Consider the following 16,586-nt stretch of genomic DNA (forward strand, 5'->3'; position numbering starts at 1 on the left):
CGCTTTTAATTCAATGGGATGCGATATGAGTCAAAGCTTCCATGACCGGCTGGCCTGGCTGCGCGATCGCTACCGCAAGCTCGGCCGCATTCCGTCTTGCCGCGAGCTGGCCAAAGACTGGGGCGTGTCATCGACCGCGGTCTGGAAGGTCATCGACCGCCTGCATGAGCACGGGTATCTGCAGAAAGAAGGCAACCGCTGGTTGCCGGATGAGAGCTTTTTCGCCCGGCCCATGGCGCCGTCCTATCTGCCCGCCGGCGTACCGAACGAGCAAATGCAGGACGATGGCAGCGATGGTTTTGCCATCGATAGCTTCTTGGTTGAGCACCCGTCCCGGACGGTGCTGTACACCGTTCGCGGCGATTCGATGATCGATGCCGGTATTCAGGATGGCGATGTCGCGGTGCTGGAGCTGAGCAGTCAGGCCAAGGAGGGTGACATCGTCGCGGCTTACGTTGATGGTCGGCTGACCCTGAAAAAATTGGCCCGGATCAGCGGTGAATATGTACTGATCCCGTGCAACAAGATGTACCCGGTGATCAAGCCGGAACGCACGCTGGAGATTTATGGCGTGTTGGTCGGTCTGGCGCGCAAATACGGACGCTGAGAGTAGGTAGCCGCCAACGAGTCGCCGCAAGGCGCTCAGGGCGGCGAGCGGTCTTGTTGTCGCTGGCCGGGTAGCGGGCGGAGCGGAGGTCACGATGCCGTCCTCACTGCAGCAATTGCTGGATCAGCGCCAACTCTGGCGCGGACGTGATACCGGTGAGGCGACGGCCGTTTTGCCGACCGGTTGGCCGCAGTTGGATCGTGAGCTGTACGGTGCCGGTTGGCCGATGGCCAGCCTGAGTGAATTGCTGTGTCGTGAACCGGTGCTGGCTTGGCAATTATTGCTGCCGGCCTTGGTGCAGTTGAGTCAGCAGCAGCGCCTGTTGATCTGGATTGGCCACGAGCAACCACCGTATGCGCCGGCTTGGCAGAAAGCCGGTTTGTGCTTGTCGCGTTGCTTGTTGGTGCGGGCATCGGAAGATGAGGCGCCGTGGGCAGCAGAGCAGGCCCTGCGCTTGGCACAGGGTGGCGCGGTGCTGCTGCAATCGAAAGCACTGAATACCGAGCGCTTGCGCCGCCTGCAGTTGGCGGCACAAAGCGGTGGCAGTTATGCCTTTCTGCTACGGCCACCGGCTGCGCAGCGACAGACGACGCCAGCCAGCTTGCGAATGCAGTTGCAGGCGGCGCCGGGTGGCGTTCAGGTGCAGGTATTGAAACGGCGGGGTGGGGCGGCGACAACGACATTCACTGTGCCAACCTCGCCGGCACCGCGGGCAGTGGTTGCGCCTGGTTTTGCGAGAAACCGTTCAATAAATGGCGTAATAACCAGCGCGATAAAACGCGTAATGGATGGTGCAGGAAATAGCGCAAGCAGCAGTGCAAGAGGCAGCGAAAAGGATAGCCAAAAAGATAACGCGGAAAATCGGGTAAGCGATGCCGGATCGTTGCACTTGTTTGCGAACGGCACCCGCGAGCGGTCGGTTCGCGATGGTTCTGCAAATGCCGCCGGGGCAAAGCACAATGTCTCGACCGCCGCGTCGGCAGTGATGGCAGTCGCGCATACCCGTGAGCAAGCCGAGCGGTAAGTGGCGTGTGCTCAGATGATTTAAGACTCGACAGGCTTCAGTCACCTTGCTGCCATGGATGGCAGCGTCTTTTTTTGTCGAGGACTATCTAGCCTAAATCTGTGTTTCAGATCTGCTATTGCATTGAGATTAAATGAAGAGTGCTCTGAATAAGTTATGGTGCTGTCATTCCGGCGAAAGCCGGAATCCATTTTTATCGAAAAAATGGACCTAGCTACCCCAAGGGCACGTCCTGCGGTCGCTTTCGCCGGGGTGATAGCTTGATTTTGATTTCATGATTTATTCAGGGCTTCCTTAACTACACTGAGCCGTGCTTTGCTCGCAGTCTTTTTTTGGATTCCCGCAACGAAAGCTCCGAGCTTCAATACGCCAGCAGTTGGTGTGTCATTGCGATACGCATTGCTGCGGCAATGATAATTCAGACAGTCAGCAAGCATTGCGCTCAGGGCGGTCAGCACGATAGTGGGGTGGCGTCATGCGTTGGCTTTGTTTGTGGCTGCCGCAACTGGCGTTGGAAATTCTGCCGTTTCCGGTGCCGTCGACACAGCCGACCGTGATTTCTCATACCGTTCAGCAGCGGACCTTGATCTGGCTGGCCAATCCGGCCGCACAGCATCTTGGCATCAAACGTGGCATGAGTCTGGCGATGGCGCAAGCGCTGGTGCCAGGCTTGACCATCTTTACCCGGACCGATTCAGCCGAAGCCTTGGCCCGTGCTCAGGTTGCCACCATCGCCCTGCAATTCAGCAGTGATGTTCAGCTGACGCAAGGTGGCGCCATCTTGCTGGAGATCGAACGCAGTGCCTTGTTGTTCCGGAAGCCTCAACAATTGCTGCAGCAACTGCAGCATGCCATAGCAGCGCTGGGTTACAGCGTGCAAGCCCAATTTGGCTGGGGCGCAACCGCGGCACTGGTGCTCAGCCGTCTGCCGACACTGACGCAGACCGGGCCTATCGCCTTGCAGCAAGCGCTGCGGCAAGCACCACTGCGCTGTCTGAGTCGTGACGGCCGTGTGCCAAGGAAATGGTTGGAGCATTTTCAGCAAATTGGCGTGCAACGCATTGGCGATTTGCTGGATCTGCCACGACCGGCGCTGGGCCGACGCTTTGGTCAGGAGCTGCTCGATTACCTGGCGCGTTTACAAGCGCAGCAGCCGGACACGTTTGCGCCGTTTCAGTTACCGGAGACGTTTCAACAATCGATTGAACTGCCGCGCGAAACCGATCAGGTCGATGCCTTGCTCTTTCCTATCCGGCGGCTGTTTCTGGCGCTTGAAAGCTATTTGCGGACCCGTCAGCTGGCGGTCAACCGACTGCAGATTCTGCTCGGCCAACACCGGCGCAAGCCGCAAGCGATCAACGTTGGTACCGTTGCGCCGAGCTGGCTCGCCAGCGAATGGTTGAGTCTTTGCCGTTTGCGGCTGGAGCGACAGCCCTTGTTGGCGCCGGTGCTGGAGATCAGCGTCAAGGCCGAGCAATTTGTGCCATTGACGCCGACACGTGCCCAGCTATTCGCCAGTCAGGAAGATGAGCGCAATCATGAGCAGCAACTGCTCAGTATTTTGCGGGCACGGCTGGGGGATAGTGCCGTGCAACAGTTTGCTGTCGCGGCCAGTTGGTGGCCGGAACATGCCATGACAATCCGCGCCGTGGCGGCCACGACTGCCGACGATGCGATATCCGCTGATGAAATACCCGCCGTGGCGGCCGAGCGGCCACTGGTTTTGCTGGCGCATCCCCAACCGCTCAAATCCCTGCGCGATGTGCCGCAGTATCGCGGCCCGTTGTGTTTCGAACCGGAAGCGGAATGGTTGCAATCCGAGTGGTGGCAGCAGCAATGGGCCCAGCGCGAATACCGTATTGCCCGCAATCCCGCCGGTGAGCGACTGTGGTTGTTTCGTGATAGCCAGACACCGGGACAATGGTATCTGCACGGCGTGTTTGGTTGTTGATCATGACCAGCATTCTTGAGCAAACGATTGCAATGTCCACCGAATCGATGGAGCCGGCCTATGCCGAGCTGCAGACGCTGAGCAATTTTTCGTTTTTGCAATCGGCTTCGCATCCAGAGGAGTTGGTGCAGCAAGCTCATGCACTGGGTTATCACGCGTTGGCGATCACCGATGAGTGCTCCTTTGCCGGTATCGTCCGGGCCTATGCCGAAGCACAGAAATGCGGTTTGAAGCTAATTTACGGTAGCCAGTTCACGACCGACTCGGGTGTCAGGCTCATTGTGCTGGCGATGAATCAACAAGGCTATGGTCAGCTGTCGGCATTGATTACCCAAGCCAGGCGTCGCGCGGAGAAAGGCGATTACACACTGCTCGATGCCGATCTGGAAAAGCCCTTATCCGACTGTCTGGCGATCTGGTTGCCGCTGAGCCAGCCGACGACTGAACTGGGCGACTGGCCAGCGGTGCTGCGGCGCTTGCGGTCTGCATTTGCGGATCGCTTGTGGCTCGGGGTCAATTGCTGTCAGGACGGTCAGGATGTCTGGCGCCGGCAGTTGGCGACGCAATTGCAAACTGCAGCTCAGTTAAACGAGACAGCACAGCTACAAGATGCGGTGCAGTTACAAGAGGCAATTCAATTGCCAATTACTGCAGTTGGTGATGTCCGAATGCATCAGTCATCGCGGCTGCCGCTACACCATGTGCTCAGTGCAATACGCGCACGTACCACGGTGTCGGCGCTAGGCCTGCAGCGGCTGGCCAATGGCGAGAAATGCCTGCAGCCACGCAGCCGGCTGGCCCAGCGCTATCCGGCCGAGTGGCTGGCAGAAACCGTGCGCATTGCCGATCGCTGCAACTTTTGCCCGAGTTCACTCCAGTACCAGTATCCCGACGAAGTGGTCCCGGCAGGAACGACCGCAGCGGCGCACTTGCGGGCGTTGGTCGAGCAGGGCGCGCGCATGCGTTGGCCCAAGGGCATGCCGAGCAAGAGTGCCCAACTGATCGAAAAAGAACTGGCTTTCATTTCCGAGCATCAGTACGAGCATTACTTTCTGACCGTGCATGACATTGTCCGCTTTGCCCGGGAGCAGAACATCCTCTGTCAGGGCCGCGGCTCCGCCGCCAATTCGGTGGTGTGCTATGCGCTCGGCATTACCGAGGCCGATCCGGAAAAAATCGAGGTGCTGTTCGAACGCTTTCTATCCAACAGTCGGCGTGAGCCGCCGGATATTGATGTCGACTTCGAGCATGAGCGCCGCGAAGAGGTCATCCAGTATCTGTTCAAGAAATACGGCCGCGGTCGGACTGCGCTGGCCGCGACGGTGATCTGCTACCGACTGCCCAGTACGATTCGGGATATCGGCAAGGCACTGGGTTTTGAACTGACTTTGATCGAACAGATCGGCAATCAACTGGCCTGGTGGGATGAGCCGGCCAGCCTGCTGCAGCGCCTGGCTGAGCTGGGACTCGATCCGGCCAGTCCCTTGGTGCAATGGTTTTGCCAACTGACCTTGGAATTGATCGGTTTTCCGCGCCATTTGTCGCAGCATGTCGGCGGCTTTGTCATTGCCAAGACGCGGCTTTCGGATCTGGTGCCAGTGGAAAATGCCAGCATGATTGATCGCACCGTTATCCAATGGGACAAGGAAGATATCGAGACGCTGAAACTGTTGAAAGTCGATGTGCTGGGTCTGGGCATTCTGACCGCAATCCATCGCAGTCAGGATTTGATCGAAGGCTATTATGGCCATCGACCAACGCTGGGCGATATGGCGAAGGAAGAGCCAGCAGTGTTCGACATGCTTTGCATGGCGGACTCGGTTGGCGTGTTCCAGGTTGAATCCCGCGCCCAAATGAGCATGCTGCCACGACTGAAACCTCGCAGTTATTATGATCTGGTGGTTGAAGTGGCCATTGTCCGGCCGGGGCCGATTCAGGGCGGCATGGTGCATCCGTATCTGCAGCGTCGACAACTGCCGGAAGACAAAATTCCGTATCCGAGCAAAGAACTGATTCCGGTGTTAAAACGCACCAAGGGTGTGGTGATTTTTCAGGAGCAAGTGCTGCAACTGGCAATGGTGGCGGCGAACTTCACTGCAGAGGAAGCGGACACCCTGCGCCGGGCAATGGGTGCCTGGAAGCGCAAAGGTGATCTGGAGCGTTACCTCGACAAACTGCAAGCAGGCTTGCGCGGCAATGGCTACACGCCGGAATTTACCGAACAAATCTGCCAGCAGATTCTGGGCTTTGGCGAGTACGGCTTTCCGGAATCGCATGCCGCCAGTTTTGCTTTGCTGGCGTATGCCACCTCGTGGCTCAAGTTTCATTATCCGGCCGCTTATTGCGTGGCGCTGATCAACAGCCAGCCGATGGGGTTCTATTCGCCCTCGCAACTGGTGCAGGATGTCAAACGCCACGGCGTCGAAGTCCGCCCGGTTGATGTGCTGTTCAGCAACTGGGATTGCAGTTTGGAAGCCGGCGCCACCGGCGCGCCTGCGATTCGCCTTGGCATGCGCTTGATCAAAGGGTTTGCCGAAACCTTGGCGCATGCGATCGAGCAAGCACGCCGTACTCTGCAACAAACCGGTCAGTCCCTGAACGATGTGCAAGCACTGGCGGAGCGGGCAGGGCTTGATCGCGCCGCGCTGCTTTGCCTGTCGCGCGCCGGGGCGCTGCGCTCGCTTGTGGGGCATCGTTATCAGGCGCACTGGCAGGCGCTCGGTCGCGAACAGGCCAGTCTGGTCAGCACGGCGCTGCGCGATACTCAGGTGCAATTGCCGGAGCCGAGCGAGGCGCAAAACATCATTGCCGACCGCGCTTACGTTGGCGTGTCGCTGGAGCGGCATCCGATGGCGCTGCTGCGCGAGCATCGTGCATTTCGTGGTTGCAAACGGGCCGAGGATTTACCGCGCTTGCCGGGCAAACGCCGCATCTCCATCGCTGGTCTGGTGACCAACCGGCAGCGCCCACAAACCGCCAATGGCACGTTGTTCATGACGCTGGAAGACGAAACCGGCAACACCAATTTGATTCTCTGGCGCGATGTCCAGGAGCGCAATCGTCAAGCCATCTTGCAAAGCCATCTGCTGCGGGTGACCGGCCTGCTGGAAAACCGCGACGGCGTTCAGCATGTGGTGGTTGAGCACATGCTGGCGCTGGATGAGCTGATTGCGGCGCTGCCAACCGCCTCGCGGGATTTCCATTGAGCCTGGCTTGGCTAACGAACGGCCTGCCGGCGCGGCTGGGCCCGGGCATCGCAGATCCAGAAAGAACGGAAACCGCAGCGAGTCCCCGTGTGCGCCAGCGCACGCTTTGGCGAAGCGGCGGTCAAGATTGGCGGTAATTGGCCGATAAGACGATACCTGTCCAAGCAAATTGTGATGCCGTAGCCTGTCATGCCGAATATCCCGAGCGGTGCCGAGTTGCCCCGCGTTTTTGTCGATAACCAGCCCAGCCGACCGGAACTGCTGCCGCGGCCGGTGCCTTTGGTGCCGCCGGCGCCGGCCAGTCCCAGCGGCGGCACGACGGCGGGTGTCGAAAAGCGCAAGGCCGATCGGCGTCGGCAGGAGAGCGTTGTGACCGTCGAGCGGCGTCAGGGTGACCGTCGCAATCGCAAACGCCAGCCGGGCGAAGAGCGGCGCGGCCAGCACATCAGCATCAAGGTCTGACGTCGGCGCCAATCCGCCTGCGGCCAGCAAGGCCGTGGCGGTGCGCGTCGCCATTGTCCGGGCGGGTGCCGCCGCCTATCATGTCGGCAGTGCGCAACGGAGCCTTCCGCAACCATGACTGCCTACGATGTTGACAAGCTGATGGCGGAAGCCCGGCGTCTGGCAGCGGACTATCACAAGGCCACCGGCCTGACCTTGCCTCTCAGCAACGAAATTGCCCGACATGACGCCATGCGCCTGCTGGATCTGCAGGCGCCGGCCGAGGCCATTGCCGGCGTTGACGCCATTGGCACCGGCGAGCGCGCTGCGCTCAAGTTTCAAATCAAGGGCCGGGTGCTGTTTGAAGAAAGCCGGACCCGGCAGCGGGTCGGCCAGCTGGGCTTTGATGGTCAGTGGGACATCGTGGTGCTGGTGTTGATGAACGAGGAATACCAGCCACTCGAATTGATCGAAGCCAGTCGGGAAACGCTCAGCGCCGCGCTGGCCGAGATCAAGCCCAATAAACGCGGCGCGATGACGGTCGCCCGTTTTCGCAACCTCGGCCGGGTGGTTTGGCAAGCCGAGAAGCAGGCCGCGTGACGCGGCAGTCCCGTGGTTTTTTTTTGCGGTTCGACAAGCTCAGCGCGAACGGATATTGGTTGTTTCATCAGCGGCTTTGTCAGCAGCATCAGCAATGGCCGCGCTGATGGTGCGAACCCTTCGGATAATTTTTACCGGCTCACGGTCGTCGATTGCACAATCGCGAGTGGGTTTCAGGATAATTCATGAATCAAGTGGTATCGCCGAGCGCGTATTCGCTCGGCCCTGATGGTCCTTTTGCCGAACAGGGTGCGTTTCGTGCCCGGCCTGCCCAGATCGAAATGGCGCAAGCGGTCGAAACCGCGTTGCAGCAGCGGCTGACTCTGGTGGTCGAGGCGGGCACCGGCACTGGCAAAACCTTTGCGTATCTGGTGCCGGCGCTGCTCGCCGGTGAGCGGGTGATCATTTCAACCGGCACCAAGAACCTGCAGGATCAGTTGTATCACCGCGATCTGCCCACCGTCTGCGACACGCTCAATGTCAAACCGAAACGGGCATTGCTGAAAGGTCGCAGCAATTATCTTTGCAGTTACCGTCTGGAGCAAACCCAGCAAACCGGGCGTTTGCCGACCAAGGATTCCGTGCGCAGTTTGCGCGCCGTTGAATCCTGGGCTCGCGGCACCAACACCGGCGATTTGTCGGAATGCATTGCCCTCGCTGATGACGATCCGATCGTCTCTTTTGTCACCAGCACGGCCGAGAATTGCCTCGGCGGTGAGTGTCCGCATTATCAGGACTGCTTCGTGGTCAAGGCGCGGCGGACGGCGATGGATGCCGATATCGTGGTGGTCAATCACCATTTGCTGCTCGCCGATCTGGCGCTGAAAGAAGAGGGCTTTGGTGAGCTGCTGCCGGGCGCTGCGGCGATCATCATCGACGAAGCGCACCAGCTTGCCGAAACCGCCAGCAATTTCTTTGGCCAGACCGTGTCGAGCCGGCAACTGCTCGAGTTTGCTCGCGATACCGAAGCGGAGACGCGCGCCCATGCCCGCGATCAGGATGAGCTGCTGGTGGCTGTGCAAGGCATCGGCAAATCGGTTGCCGATGTTCGGCTGGCGCTCGGCATGGACCGGCAGAAAGCACCATTGTTGCCGCTGCTGAAAAAACGCGATCTGCAAACGGCGTTGGCCGAACTGGGCGAACGCCTGGAATTGGCGCGCAGCCAATTGGAGTTGGCGGCGGATCGCAGTGAAGGCCTTGGTGCCGCACTGGGGCGGGTGGAAGCGCTGCAGATGAAGCTGATCAGCATCACCGAAGCCAATGACGCCGATAACGTGAGATGGTTCGAAACCTACAAGCAAGGTTTTGCTTTCAACAGCACACCGCTGGCGGTAGCGGAATCCTTTCAACGGCAGACGGCGCGGTATCGGAATGCAGCTTGGGTATACACCTCAGCCACCTTGACCGTGAACCAGAAATTTCGCCACTTCACCGATCAGCTGGGTTTGCAGTCGCCGATGACGCTGGCGCTCGACAGCCCGTTTGATTACGGCAATCAGGCACTGCTTTACATTCCTAATGGCTTGCCGGATCCGGACGCGCCGCATTATCTGGAAGCGTTGATGAGTGCGACGCTGCCAGTGCTACAGGCAAGTCAGGGCCGGGCATTTCTGTTGTTCACCAGTTATCGGGCGCTGGAATGGATGGCGCGTGAACTGCCGTCGCAGATTCCTTACCCTGTGTTGGTGCAAGGCAGCCAGCCGCGCAACCGCTTGCTCGATACTTTTCGTAAACTCGGCAACGCGGTGTTGCTTGGCACCAGCAGTTTCTGGGAAGGCGTGGATGTGCGCGGCGAGGCGCTCAGCCTGGTGGTGATTGATAAACTGCCGTTTGCCGCGCCGGATGATCCGGTGCTGCGCGCGCGTCAGGATGCCTGCCGACGCAATGGCGGTGACCCGTTCAACGACATGCAGTTGCCGCGCGCCGTTATCACGCTGAAGCAGGGCGCCGGACGCTTGATCCGCGACGTCACCGATACTGGTGTGCTGATGATCGCCGATCCGCGTCTGATAACACGGCCCTATGGCGAGGTGTTTCGGCGCAGTTTGCCGCCGATGCCGTTGTCACGGCAATTGTCCGATGTGCAGCGGTTTTTTCTGCGCCATGCCCGGTGATTTTTATGTGCCGAAAAATTTCAGAGCCTGAACAGATGGATGCGTTCGCCAGATGACTGCCAGCCTAAAAAACGTGCTTGCGCTTGATACCGCCACTGAAGCCTTGTCAGTCGCGTTGCAATTCGGTGATCAGCTTGTCGGTCACTATGAAGTGGCGCCGCGGCTGCATGCCCAGAAGATCCTGCCGCTGATCGACAGTGTGCTGGCGCAAGCGGGCCTGCGCATTGCCGACATCGACGCCTTCGTTTTTGGTCGTGGCCCCGGAGCGTTCACCGGTGTTCGCACTGCTGTGGCCGTGGTGCAGGGGCTGGCGTTCAGTCACGACAAACCGGTGCTGGGCGTTTCCACCTTGCTGGCGATGGCGGAAGGTGCCCGCCGTCAACACGGCGTCACCCAGGTGCTGACGGCAATTGATGCTCGCATGGGGGAGATTTACGCCGCCGCGTATCGTCACGACGGCAAGGAGTGGCAGCTGGTCTTGCCGGAAGCGGTGATGGCACCGGCGCAACTGAAATTTGCCGAAGCCGGCGACTGGTTTGCCTGCGGTACCGGCTGGCAGGCACACGGCGAGCAGTTGCGCGCCGGCGTCCGTGCCCATTTGCAGCTGGAGCCAGGCGAGGGGCGCCTGCCGGACGCGCGCGACATGCTGGCACTGGCGCTGCCGGCGCTCGCTCGTGGCGAGGGTCTGCCGGCGGATCAGGCACTGCCGGTCTATTTGCGCGATCAGGTCGCGGACAAGCCAAAGCCAAAAGCCTGAGCCGGCATCGGTAATTTCCGGATCTATACTTTCCGTTCGGTGCAGTATTTCGGTGTGAAGACCGGGGAGAGGACGGCGCAGTGACCATCGGCAGCGTGAATTGCAGCCCCAGCGCATTGCATACCAGCGATGCCGTCACGGCTGATGCGCGTCGCTCGGCATCGCCGAATCGCCAGAACCTCGATGCAAACGCCAGTCAATCCGCGGCGGACAATGCCAGCTCGGGCGCCCGGCCCGAGTTTGTTTTGGGGGCTTCGGCGTATCGGCGAGTGCTGGCGACGCTGGAGCTGGAGCGCTCGTCAGCGCCGGACGACGGCGGCGAGCAGAATGCACGCCGCGCTGCCGACGTTTCGACTTCTCTTTCTCGCGCCGCTTCAAGTGACGCTTCCGCCAACGCTACCGCGATCAAAGCCGACGCCGCTGCGACCAGTTACACCGGTCAGCGTGCGCTGCGCAGTTATCAGGATTCCGGTCAGCTCAGCGAGCGCGAATCGCTGTCATCGTTGTTTGGTGTCGATCTGTTTGTCTGAGTTGCTTGTCAGCGTGTCTACATCCACGCTCCTGCATTTCTTTCCGCGCCCAGCTCTTGCTCACGAAGCGGCTCACGCCTCTGCCATATGCCGATACCAGAGATCGGCTATTCGGCGCTCACGGCCGTCGGCAAATTTCACTGCCGCATCGGCGCTGATGCGGTCACCCTGATCACTGAGTTGGTCGGTGCTGCGCTCCTGCAGCGAAATCGAGCTGATACCGGCATCGTTCAATGATTGCAGCATCTGACTGCCGTCGTGTTGCCAACGCAGCAGTTTCAAGGAAGAAAAAATGCGATCACCGGCATCGATACGCTGATCGTGATTCTCGTCATAGCGACGCAGCTCGGCAAAACCATTGCGGCGGCCATTTTGCTCGCCAAACAACTCCTTGCCGCTATCAATGCGGCCATTCTGGTTCTGGTCTAGCGCCAGCACGGCGTCATCATCGGCCGCGACACTGACATTTTCCGTATTGCCATCGCCAGTAATATCAAAGCGCACCGACCAGCTGAATCCGGTGGTTTCGAAGCCATCTCCCGACAGATCGATTTGCAGCGGGTCCGACTGATTGACCGTGCGCTCCAGATCAAGCTGCATACTTTGCACGCGAACACCAGCGATGCTGATGCTGAAGCCTTCACCGGTTATGGTGGCGGCAAAGGTATCGGTTTGGCTCCAGGCAAAGCTCAGGCTGTTGTCATCAACCGCCAGACTGGTGCTGCCGACACTGCTGCGCGCCAACGAGATGTCGAGGGTATCGGTTTCCAGCGTGAAGCTTTCGCTCTCGCCGTGGCTTTCCTGAATCAGCAGCTGCCGCATCAGTTGATACACCAGCGAGTTTTCTTTTTGGCTTTGCAGCTCGCGGTTCAGATCGCTGGCGGATGGCGCCGTCTCGGCGGTCGGAATATTGCTCGGCGAAGCGGTGGCAGTTGGTGCCGGGCTGTCGGCGCGCGGCGGTGAGGGTAAACGATTCAAGCTGTTGGCCCTGCCAGGTTGGCTCAGGCTGACCGGTGCGAGCGACATATCGACCTCCTCGGGCACGTGGCCCTTCTGGATGTCGGGTTATCGACGCCATTCAGGAATGATTAAGGCTGGAAGTGGTCAAAATCCGCATGGCCTGTACCGGCAGCAGCAACTGATTTATCAACTGCGGTTTGTTAGATCCGATCTTCTGGCACTGGTCCATCCGATCCGAATTGTCAGACAAGGCGCACGCGCGTAGCATTTACGCCAAGGCAGTATGACCGTCAGGAGGTTTTCATGACCAAGCATCTTTGGACCGCAGCCGTGATCTCGGTGTTGCTGGCCGCCTGTGCCAACGTGCCGGAAAGCGTGCAGGGCCCGGCTGATCCGAACATCACGCTGGCGACGGTGCGTGGCAATGATGCCGCCGTCAACGGCCAGTTGGTTCGCTGGGGCGGCTTGGTTGCCCGCGTGCAAAACAAGGACAACCAGAGCTGGATTGAAATTGTCGAGCAGCCGCTGGGTTCGTCTGGTCGTCCGGTCGGTGGCAATGTCACTGGCGGCCGTTTCATTGCCATTTTCGGTGGCTTTCTCGATCCGCTGATTTTCAAAACCGGTAGCGAAATCACGGTGGTCGGTTCATTGCAGCCGGGCGTCGAAGGCAAGATTGATGATCAACCGTATAAATTCCCGGTTCTGTCCGGTTCCGGCTATCACCTGTGGGAGCCGCGTGCCGACCGGCATTACGATGATGTGTTGCTGCTCCGCGGCAGCTACTGGGACCCGTTCTGGTATCGGCCATATTATCCGGTGATCATTCACCACTATCATCCGGCCCCGACGCCACGTGGCGCCGGCACCGGCAGTTCGACCAGCACAGGCCATGGTGGCGCCGGACCCGGTGCTGGCAACACGAGCACGACGCAATCAACGACTCCGTCAGTGACTCAACCAACGACTCAAGTCGCTACGTCTTCGGTGACCGAACCACGGCGGCCGCCGGTGGTGCGGGCCGAACCGCGAAAGCCGCTAGCGGAGCGGGAAGCAAAACCCAAGCGCCGGGATGACAAGGAAAGATAAATTTCGAACGAAAAAAAGCCGCTGGAAACAGCGGCTTTTTTTTTGCCTGGCGATGACTCAAGCGGATGCTTTCGGGGTGATCTGGCAGGCGCTGGTGGCGTCCGGCTGGCTGTCTTCAGCGATCATCTGAATATGGATTTCATCTTTGCCGTAAAACTTGACGCCGCGTTTAATGCGATCGCGGCCCCGTGACAGCCGCCAGCGATTGGTGTCGCGCAGGCTGTAAACGCAGCCGCAGTATTCTTGCTGATAGAACTGCTCAACTTTGGCGAGCTCAACCATGCGTGCCGCACCGCCTTGCTGGCGCCAGTTGTAGGTCCAGTACAGCACGTTGTCGTAGCGGGCTGCGGCGCGCTCGCCGCAGCCATTGATTTGCTCCATGTTCTTCCAGCGGGAAATGCCGAGCGTGCTGGAGATCAAATCAAACCCGTGTTCGTGGGCGAACAGGGCCGTACGCTCAAAGCGCATGTCAAAGCAGACCGTGCAGCGCTCGCCGCGCTCCGGGGCATTCTCAAGGCCCTTGACCCGATCAAACCAGTTGTCGCTGTCGTAATCGGCATCGATGAACGGAATGCCTTTTTTCTCACAGAAGCGGATGTTCTCCTGCTTGCGCAGTTCGTACTCTTCGCGCGGATGAATGTTCGGGTTGTAGAAGAACACCGTTTGCTCGATGCCCGAGGCTTGCACCGCTTCCATGACTTCGCCGGCGCAAGGCGCGCAGCAGGAATGCAGCAGCAGTTTCTTGCTGCCGTTGGGCGTGTCCAGCTGTGGCCGTTGGTAGTGGTCGAGCGAATACTTGTTCATCGTGTAAACCGGGGTAATCCAGTGCGGTAGTGAGCGGAGCGGTCGTCAACTTGGCCGTGGCGAATTACTGGCCCGGCGACGTGGCGGCGGCGATTTTATCACCAGTTGTCGCCGTGGCAGCAGAAAATGCCGGGTGCCAGTGACTGGACCGGCGCCAGAAACGCCAGTTCAGCAGGATGGCCGCCAGGCTCAGACCGCCGATCATGCCGGCCCAGTAACCGGCCGGGCCGAGCGCGGTGTAATGCGCCAGCAGCCAGCCAAGCGGAAAGCCGACCACCCAGTAGGCGAGCATGCTGATCAGCATGGGATAGCGGGTTTCTTTCAGCCCGCGCAAGGCGCCGGAGGCGGTGACCTGCAGCGCGTCGGACAGCTGGAAGATGGCCGCCAGCGACAGGAAGCTGACCGCCATTGTGATCACGTCGGCGCTGTCGGTGTACAAGCCGGCAATCTGGTTCGGCAGTAACAGCATGCTGCCGGTTGAAAGCAGGGCGATGCTGCCGGCGAAACCGATTCCGACCCAGCCGGCACGCCGCACCGCCGCGGCCGAGCCACTGCCGACGGCAAAACCAACCCGCGCCGTGATCGCATTGGCGATGCCGAGCGGAACCATGAACGTCAGCGAGGCGTAGTTGAGTGCAATCTGATGCGCCGAAATGATGGTGGTGTTATAGGTCGCCATCATCAGACCCATCATGGCAAACATCAGCACTTCCAGAGCGAATGCCGAACCCATCGGCAGGCCGAGTCGCACGATTTCATACAGCCGCGGCCAGTCCGGCTTGTGCCAGACAAAATGCTGGCGCAGGCCGGCATGACGTTTTGCCTTCAAGGTGTACAGCAACATGAAGACAAACATCAGCAACCAGGTCACGCTGGTGGCATAACCGGTACCGACGGCGCCGAGTTTCGGCGCGCCCAGATTGCCGTACATGAACACCCAGTTGAAAAAAGCGTTGACCGGCACCGCCAGAAACGCGCAGCTCATCACGGCCTTGGTGGCGAACAGGCCTTCATTGCAAAAGCGCAAACTGAGAAACAGCCAAAAGACCGGCGTACCCCAGGACAGCGCCTTGATGTATTCAATGGCGGTCGGCTTTACCGAGGGCTCCACCTGCAACCAGTCGAGCACAATGCCGAGTTGTCGCCAGAGAAAAAACACTGGCACGCTGATCAGCAGCGCAAACCACAAACCACTCTGGATACTGGCGGCAACGGCTGCCTGATTCTTGGCGCCGTTGTATTGCGAGACAATCGGATTCAGTGAAAGGAAAACGCCAAGCAGGAACAGCATCAGCGGGCTAATCAGATTGACGCCGGTCGCCACGGCGGCAAGTGCATCGGGTCCCAGTTGACCGGCCATGATGGTGTCGACGGTACCGAGCGCCATGGTCGCCAATTGAGCGGCGACGGCAGGCAACGCAATACGGATCAGATCCGACAGTTCGCGTTTGGTGCTTGCAGCGTGGCTGGTGGCTGGTGGCGGTGACAAGTGGTTCATGACAACTCCCGACGGCCGGCCATGGTAGCGGGCTGGCATCGGTCTACAAAGACTTTTTCGGACATAAGTGTGTTTCGGAAATGTTCGCTTTCAGGAAACACGCGTTTTCGGAAACTGGCTGCTTCTGTAATGCAGGTTCTGATGACAGGGGCTGGCAACAGGGTCTGACAACAGCTTCTGGCAACAGGTTAGCGCCGATTACCAGCAACCAGACAATCCGCTCACGGCACTTTGTCGACTTTCAACTGCACGTTCCAATCGCTGCGCCGGGTTTGCCAGGTGCTGTCTCCTGCTTGCTGAACCGCGCCAAGTGGCAACCACTGCCCGAGCGGGCCGCGCACTTCGGTTTCCAGTACGCTGATATGCATGACGCCGTCTTCACCGGTCACCGGCACCCGTTCGCGCGGATTGATCCGGACCAGCACTTCCTCGGCTTGCACGATGGGCAAAACATAGAATCCGCGACCACTTTCCCGGTAGGTGGTGCCGGTCATCAACTGCCCCCGCGGCGAAATCTGCACGGTCAACTCGGGAATATCGGCGCCGGTGTGAATGAACGCAGTTTGCCCGGCCAAGGTGTTGACTTGTTGCATGCTGTTGTCATTGTCACGTTCGGTTTGCCATTGGCCGTCAGCGCGAACGGTTGCGCCGCTGTTGTCGATGTCTACGCCGACACTGCCTTGCTGCGTCTCCGCCTGGGAACGCCGCTGCCAGCGAACGGTGACCAGCAGGCGCACCGGCGCCTTGTCCAGTTGACCGATGACATTCTGGATCTGTTGCCATTCGCTGTCGGTCAGGTTGAGCAGCAACTTGTTATCGACCGCGCTGGCACCAGCACCAGCCGGCAAATGAGGCCGCAGCACTTCCAATACCGGTGCAGCCAGCGAATAGCGCAGCTCGACAATATGCAGCGAGCGATCGGCGGCGGCTGCCGTCGTCAGCATGGCTGTCAGCAGCAGTGCCAGCAGCGCTCGCAATAGCGGTGTCATCAACGACAAAACAATTGAT

Annotated in this window: 14 protein-coding genes; 10 read left to right on the forward strand and 4 right to left on the reverse strand. The window is 59.6% G+C overall.

Annotated features, from left to right (window positions below):
- Positions 1-25: 25 nt before the first annotated feature.
- The 9 genes from HPT27_RS11750 to HPT27_RS11790 all read left to right on the forward strand — a co-directional run bounded on the left by HPT27_RS11750 (position 26) and on the right by HPT27_RS11790 (position 11,230).
- The gene (locus HPT27_RS11750; protein ID WP_172243437.1) at positions 26-607 is read left to right on the forward strand and encodes a LexA family protein; all 582 of its coding nucleotides are present in this window, start codon (positions 26-28) and stop codon (positions 605-607) included.
- 94 nt (positions 608-701) lie between these two features.
- Complete coding sequence (gene imuA / locus HPT27_RS11755; RefSeq protein WP_172243440.1) at positions 702-1,631, forward strand: translesion DNA synthesis-associated protein ImuA; 930 nt, start codon at positions 702-704, stop codon at positions 1,629-1,631.
- A 475-nt stretch (positions 1,632-2,106) separates the two neighbouring features.
- A complete protein-coding gene (locus tag HPT27_RS11760; protein WP_172243443.1) occupies positions 2,107-3,582 on the forward strand; it encodes a Y-family DNA polymerase in 1,476 nt (491 codons plus the stop codon).
- 2 nt (positions 3,583-3,584) lie between these two features.
- Positions 3,585-6,788 (forward strand): error-prone DNA polymerase, encoded by a 3,204-nt coding sequence (locus tag HPT27_RS11765; RefSeq protein WP_235950871.1) that lies wholly within the window; start codon positions 3,585-3,587, stop codon positions 6,786-6,788.
- A gap of 189 nt (positions 6,789-6,977) precedes the next feature.
- Positions 6,978-7,250: a hypothetical protein gene (locus tag HPT27_RS11770; protein ID WP_172243446.1), complete on the forward strand. Its 273-nt coding sequence runs from the start codon at positions 6,978-6,980 to the stop codon at positions 7,248-7,250.
- A gap of 114 nt (positions 7,251-7,364) precedes the next feature.
- Entirely contained in the window at positions 7,365-7,829 is a 465-nt protein-coding gene (locus HPT27_RS11775; RefSeq protein ID WP_172243449.1) for a hypothetical protein, read from the forward strand.
- Positions 7,830-8,014: 185 nt separating this feature from the next.
- Positions 8,015-9,943, forward strand: coding sequence for an ATP-dependent DNA helicase (locus HPT27_RS11780; RefSeq protein ID WP_172243452.1), 1,929 nt, complete (start codon positions 8,015-8,017; stop codon positions 9,941-9,943).
- Between the two features lie 52 nt (positions 9,944-9,995).
- Positions 9,996-10,700, forward strand: coding sequence for a tRNA (adenosine(37)-N6)-threonylcarbamoyltransferase complex dimerization subunit type 1 TsaB (tsaB, locus tag HPT27_RS11785; protein ID WP_172243455.1), 705 nt, complete (start codon positions 9,996-9,998; stop codon positions 10,698-10,700).
- Between the two features lie 80 nt (positions 10,701-10,780).
- Positions 10,781-11,230, forward strand: coding sequence for a hypothetical protein (locus HPT27_RS11790; RefSeq protein WP_172243458.1), 450 nt, complete (start codon positions 10,781-10,783; stop codon positions 11,228-11,230).
- Between the two features lie 72 nt (positions 11,231-11,302).
- Here HPT27_RS11790 and HPT27_RS11795 read toward each other — a convergent pair whose 3' ends face one another.
- Positions 11,303-12,256: a hypothetical protein gene (locus HPT27_RS11795; RefSeq protein ID WP_172243461.1), complete on the reverse strand. Its 954-nt coding sequence runs from the start codon at positions 12,254-12,256 to the stop codon at positions 11,303-11,305.
- Positions 12,257-12,493: 237 nt separating this feature from the next.
- Between HPT27_RS11795 and HPT27_RS11800 the strand changes: the two genes are divergently transcribed.
- The gene (locus HPT27_RS11800; protein ID WP_172243464.1) at positions 12,494-13,276 is read left to right on the forward strand and encodes a Slp family lipoprotein; all 783 of its coding nucleotides are present in this window, start codon (positions 12,494-12,496) and stop codon (positions 13,274-13,276) included.
- 57 nt (positions 13,277-13,333) lie between these two features.
- Here the strand turns inward: HPT27_RS11800 and HPT27_RS11805 are convergent, their stop codons facing one another.
- From HPT27_RS11805 to HPT27_RS11815, 3 genes are all read right to left on the reverse strand, one after another.
- Positions 13,334-14,080: an epoxyqueuosine reductase QueH gene (locus tag HPT27_RS11805; RefSeq protein WP_172243467.1), complete on the reverse strand. Its 747-nt coding sequence runs from the start codon at positions 14,078-14,080 to the stop codon at positions 13,334-13,336.
- Between the two features lie 64 nt (positions 14,081-14,144).
- Positions 14,145-15,578, reverse strand: coding sequence for an MATE family efflux transporter (locus HPT27_RS11810; RefSeq protein ID WP_172243470.1), 1,434 nt, complete (start codon positions 15,576-15,578; stop codon positions 14,145-14,147).
- A 221-nt stretch (positions 15,579-15,799) separates the two neighbouring features.
- Complete coding sequence (locus tag HPT27_RS11815; protein WP_172243473.1) at positions 15,800-16,567, reverse strand: hypothetical protein; 768 nt, start codon at positions 16,565-16,567, stop codon at positions 15,800-15,802.
- Between the last annotated feature and the right edge of the window lie 19 nt (positions 16,568-16,586).

It is taken from the genome of Permianibacter fluminis (assembly GCF_013179735.1).
Classification (GTDB): domain Bacteria; phylum Pseudomonadota; class Gammaproteobacteria; order Enterobacterales; family Permianibacteraceae; genus Permianibacter; species Permianibacter fluminis.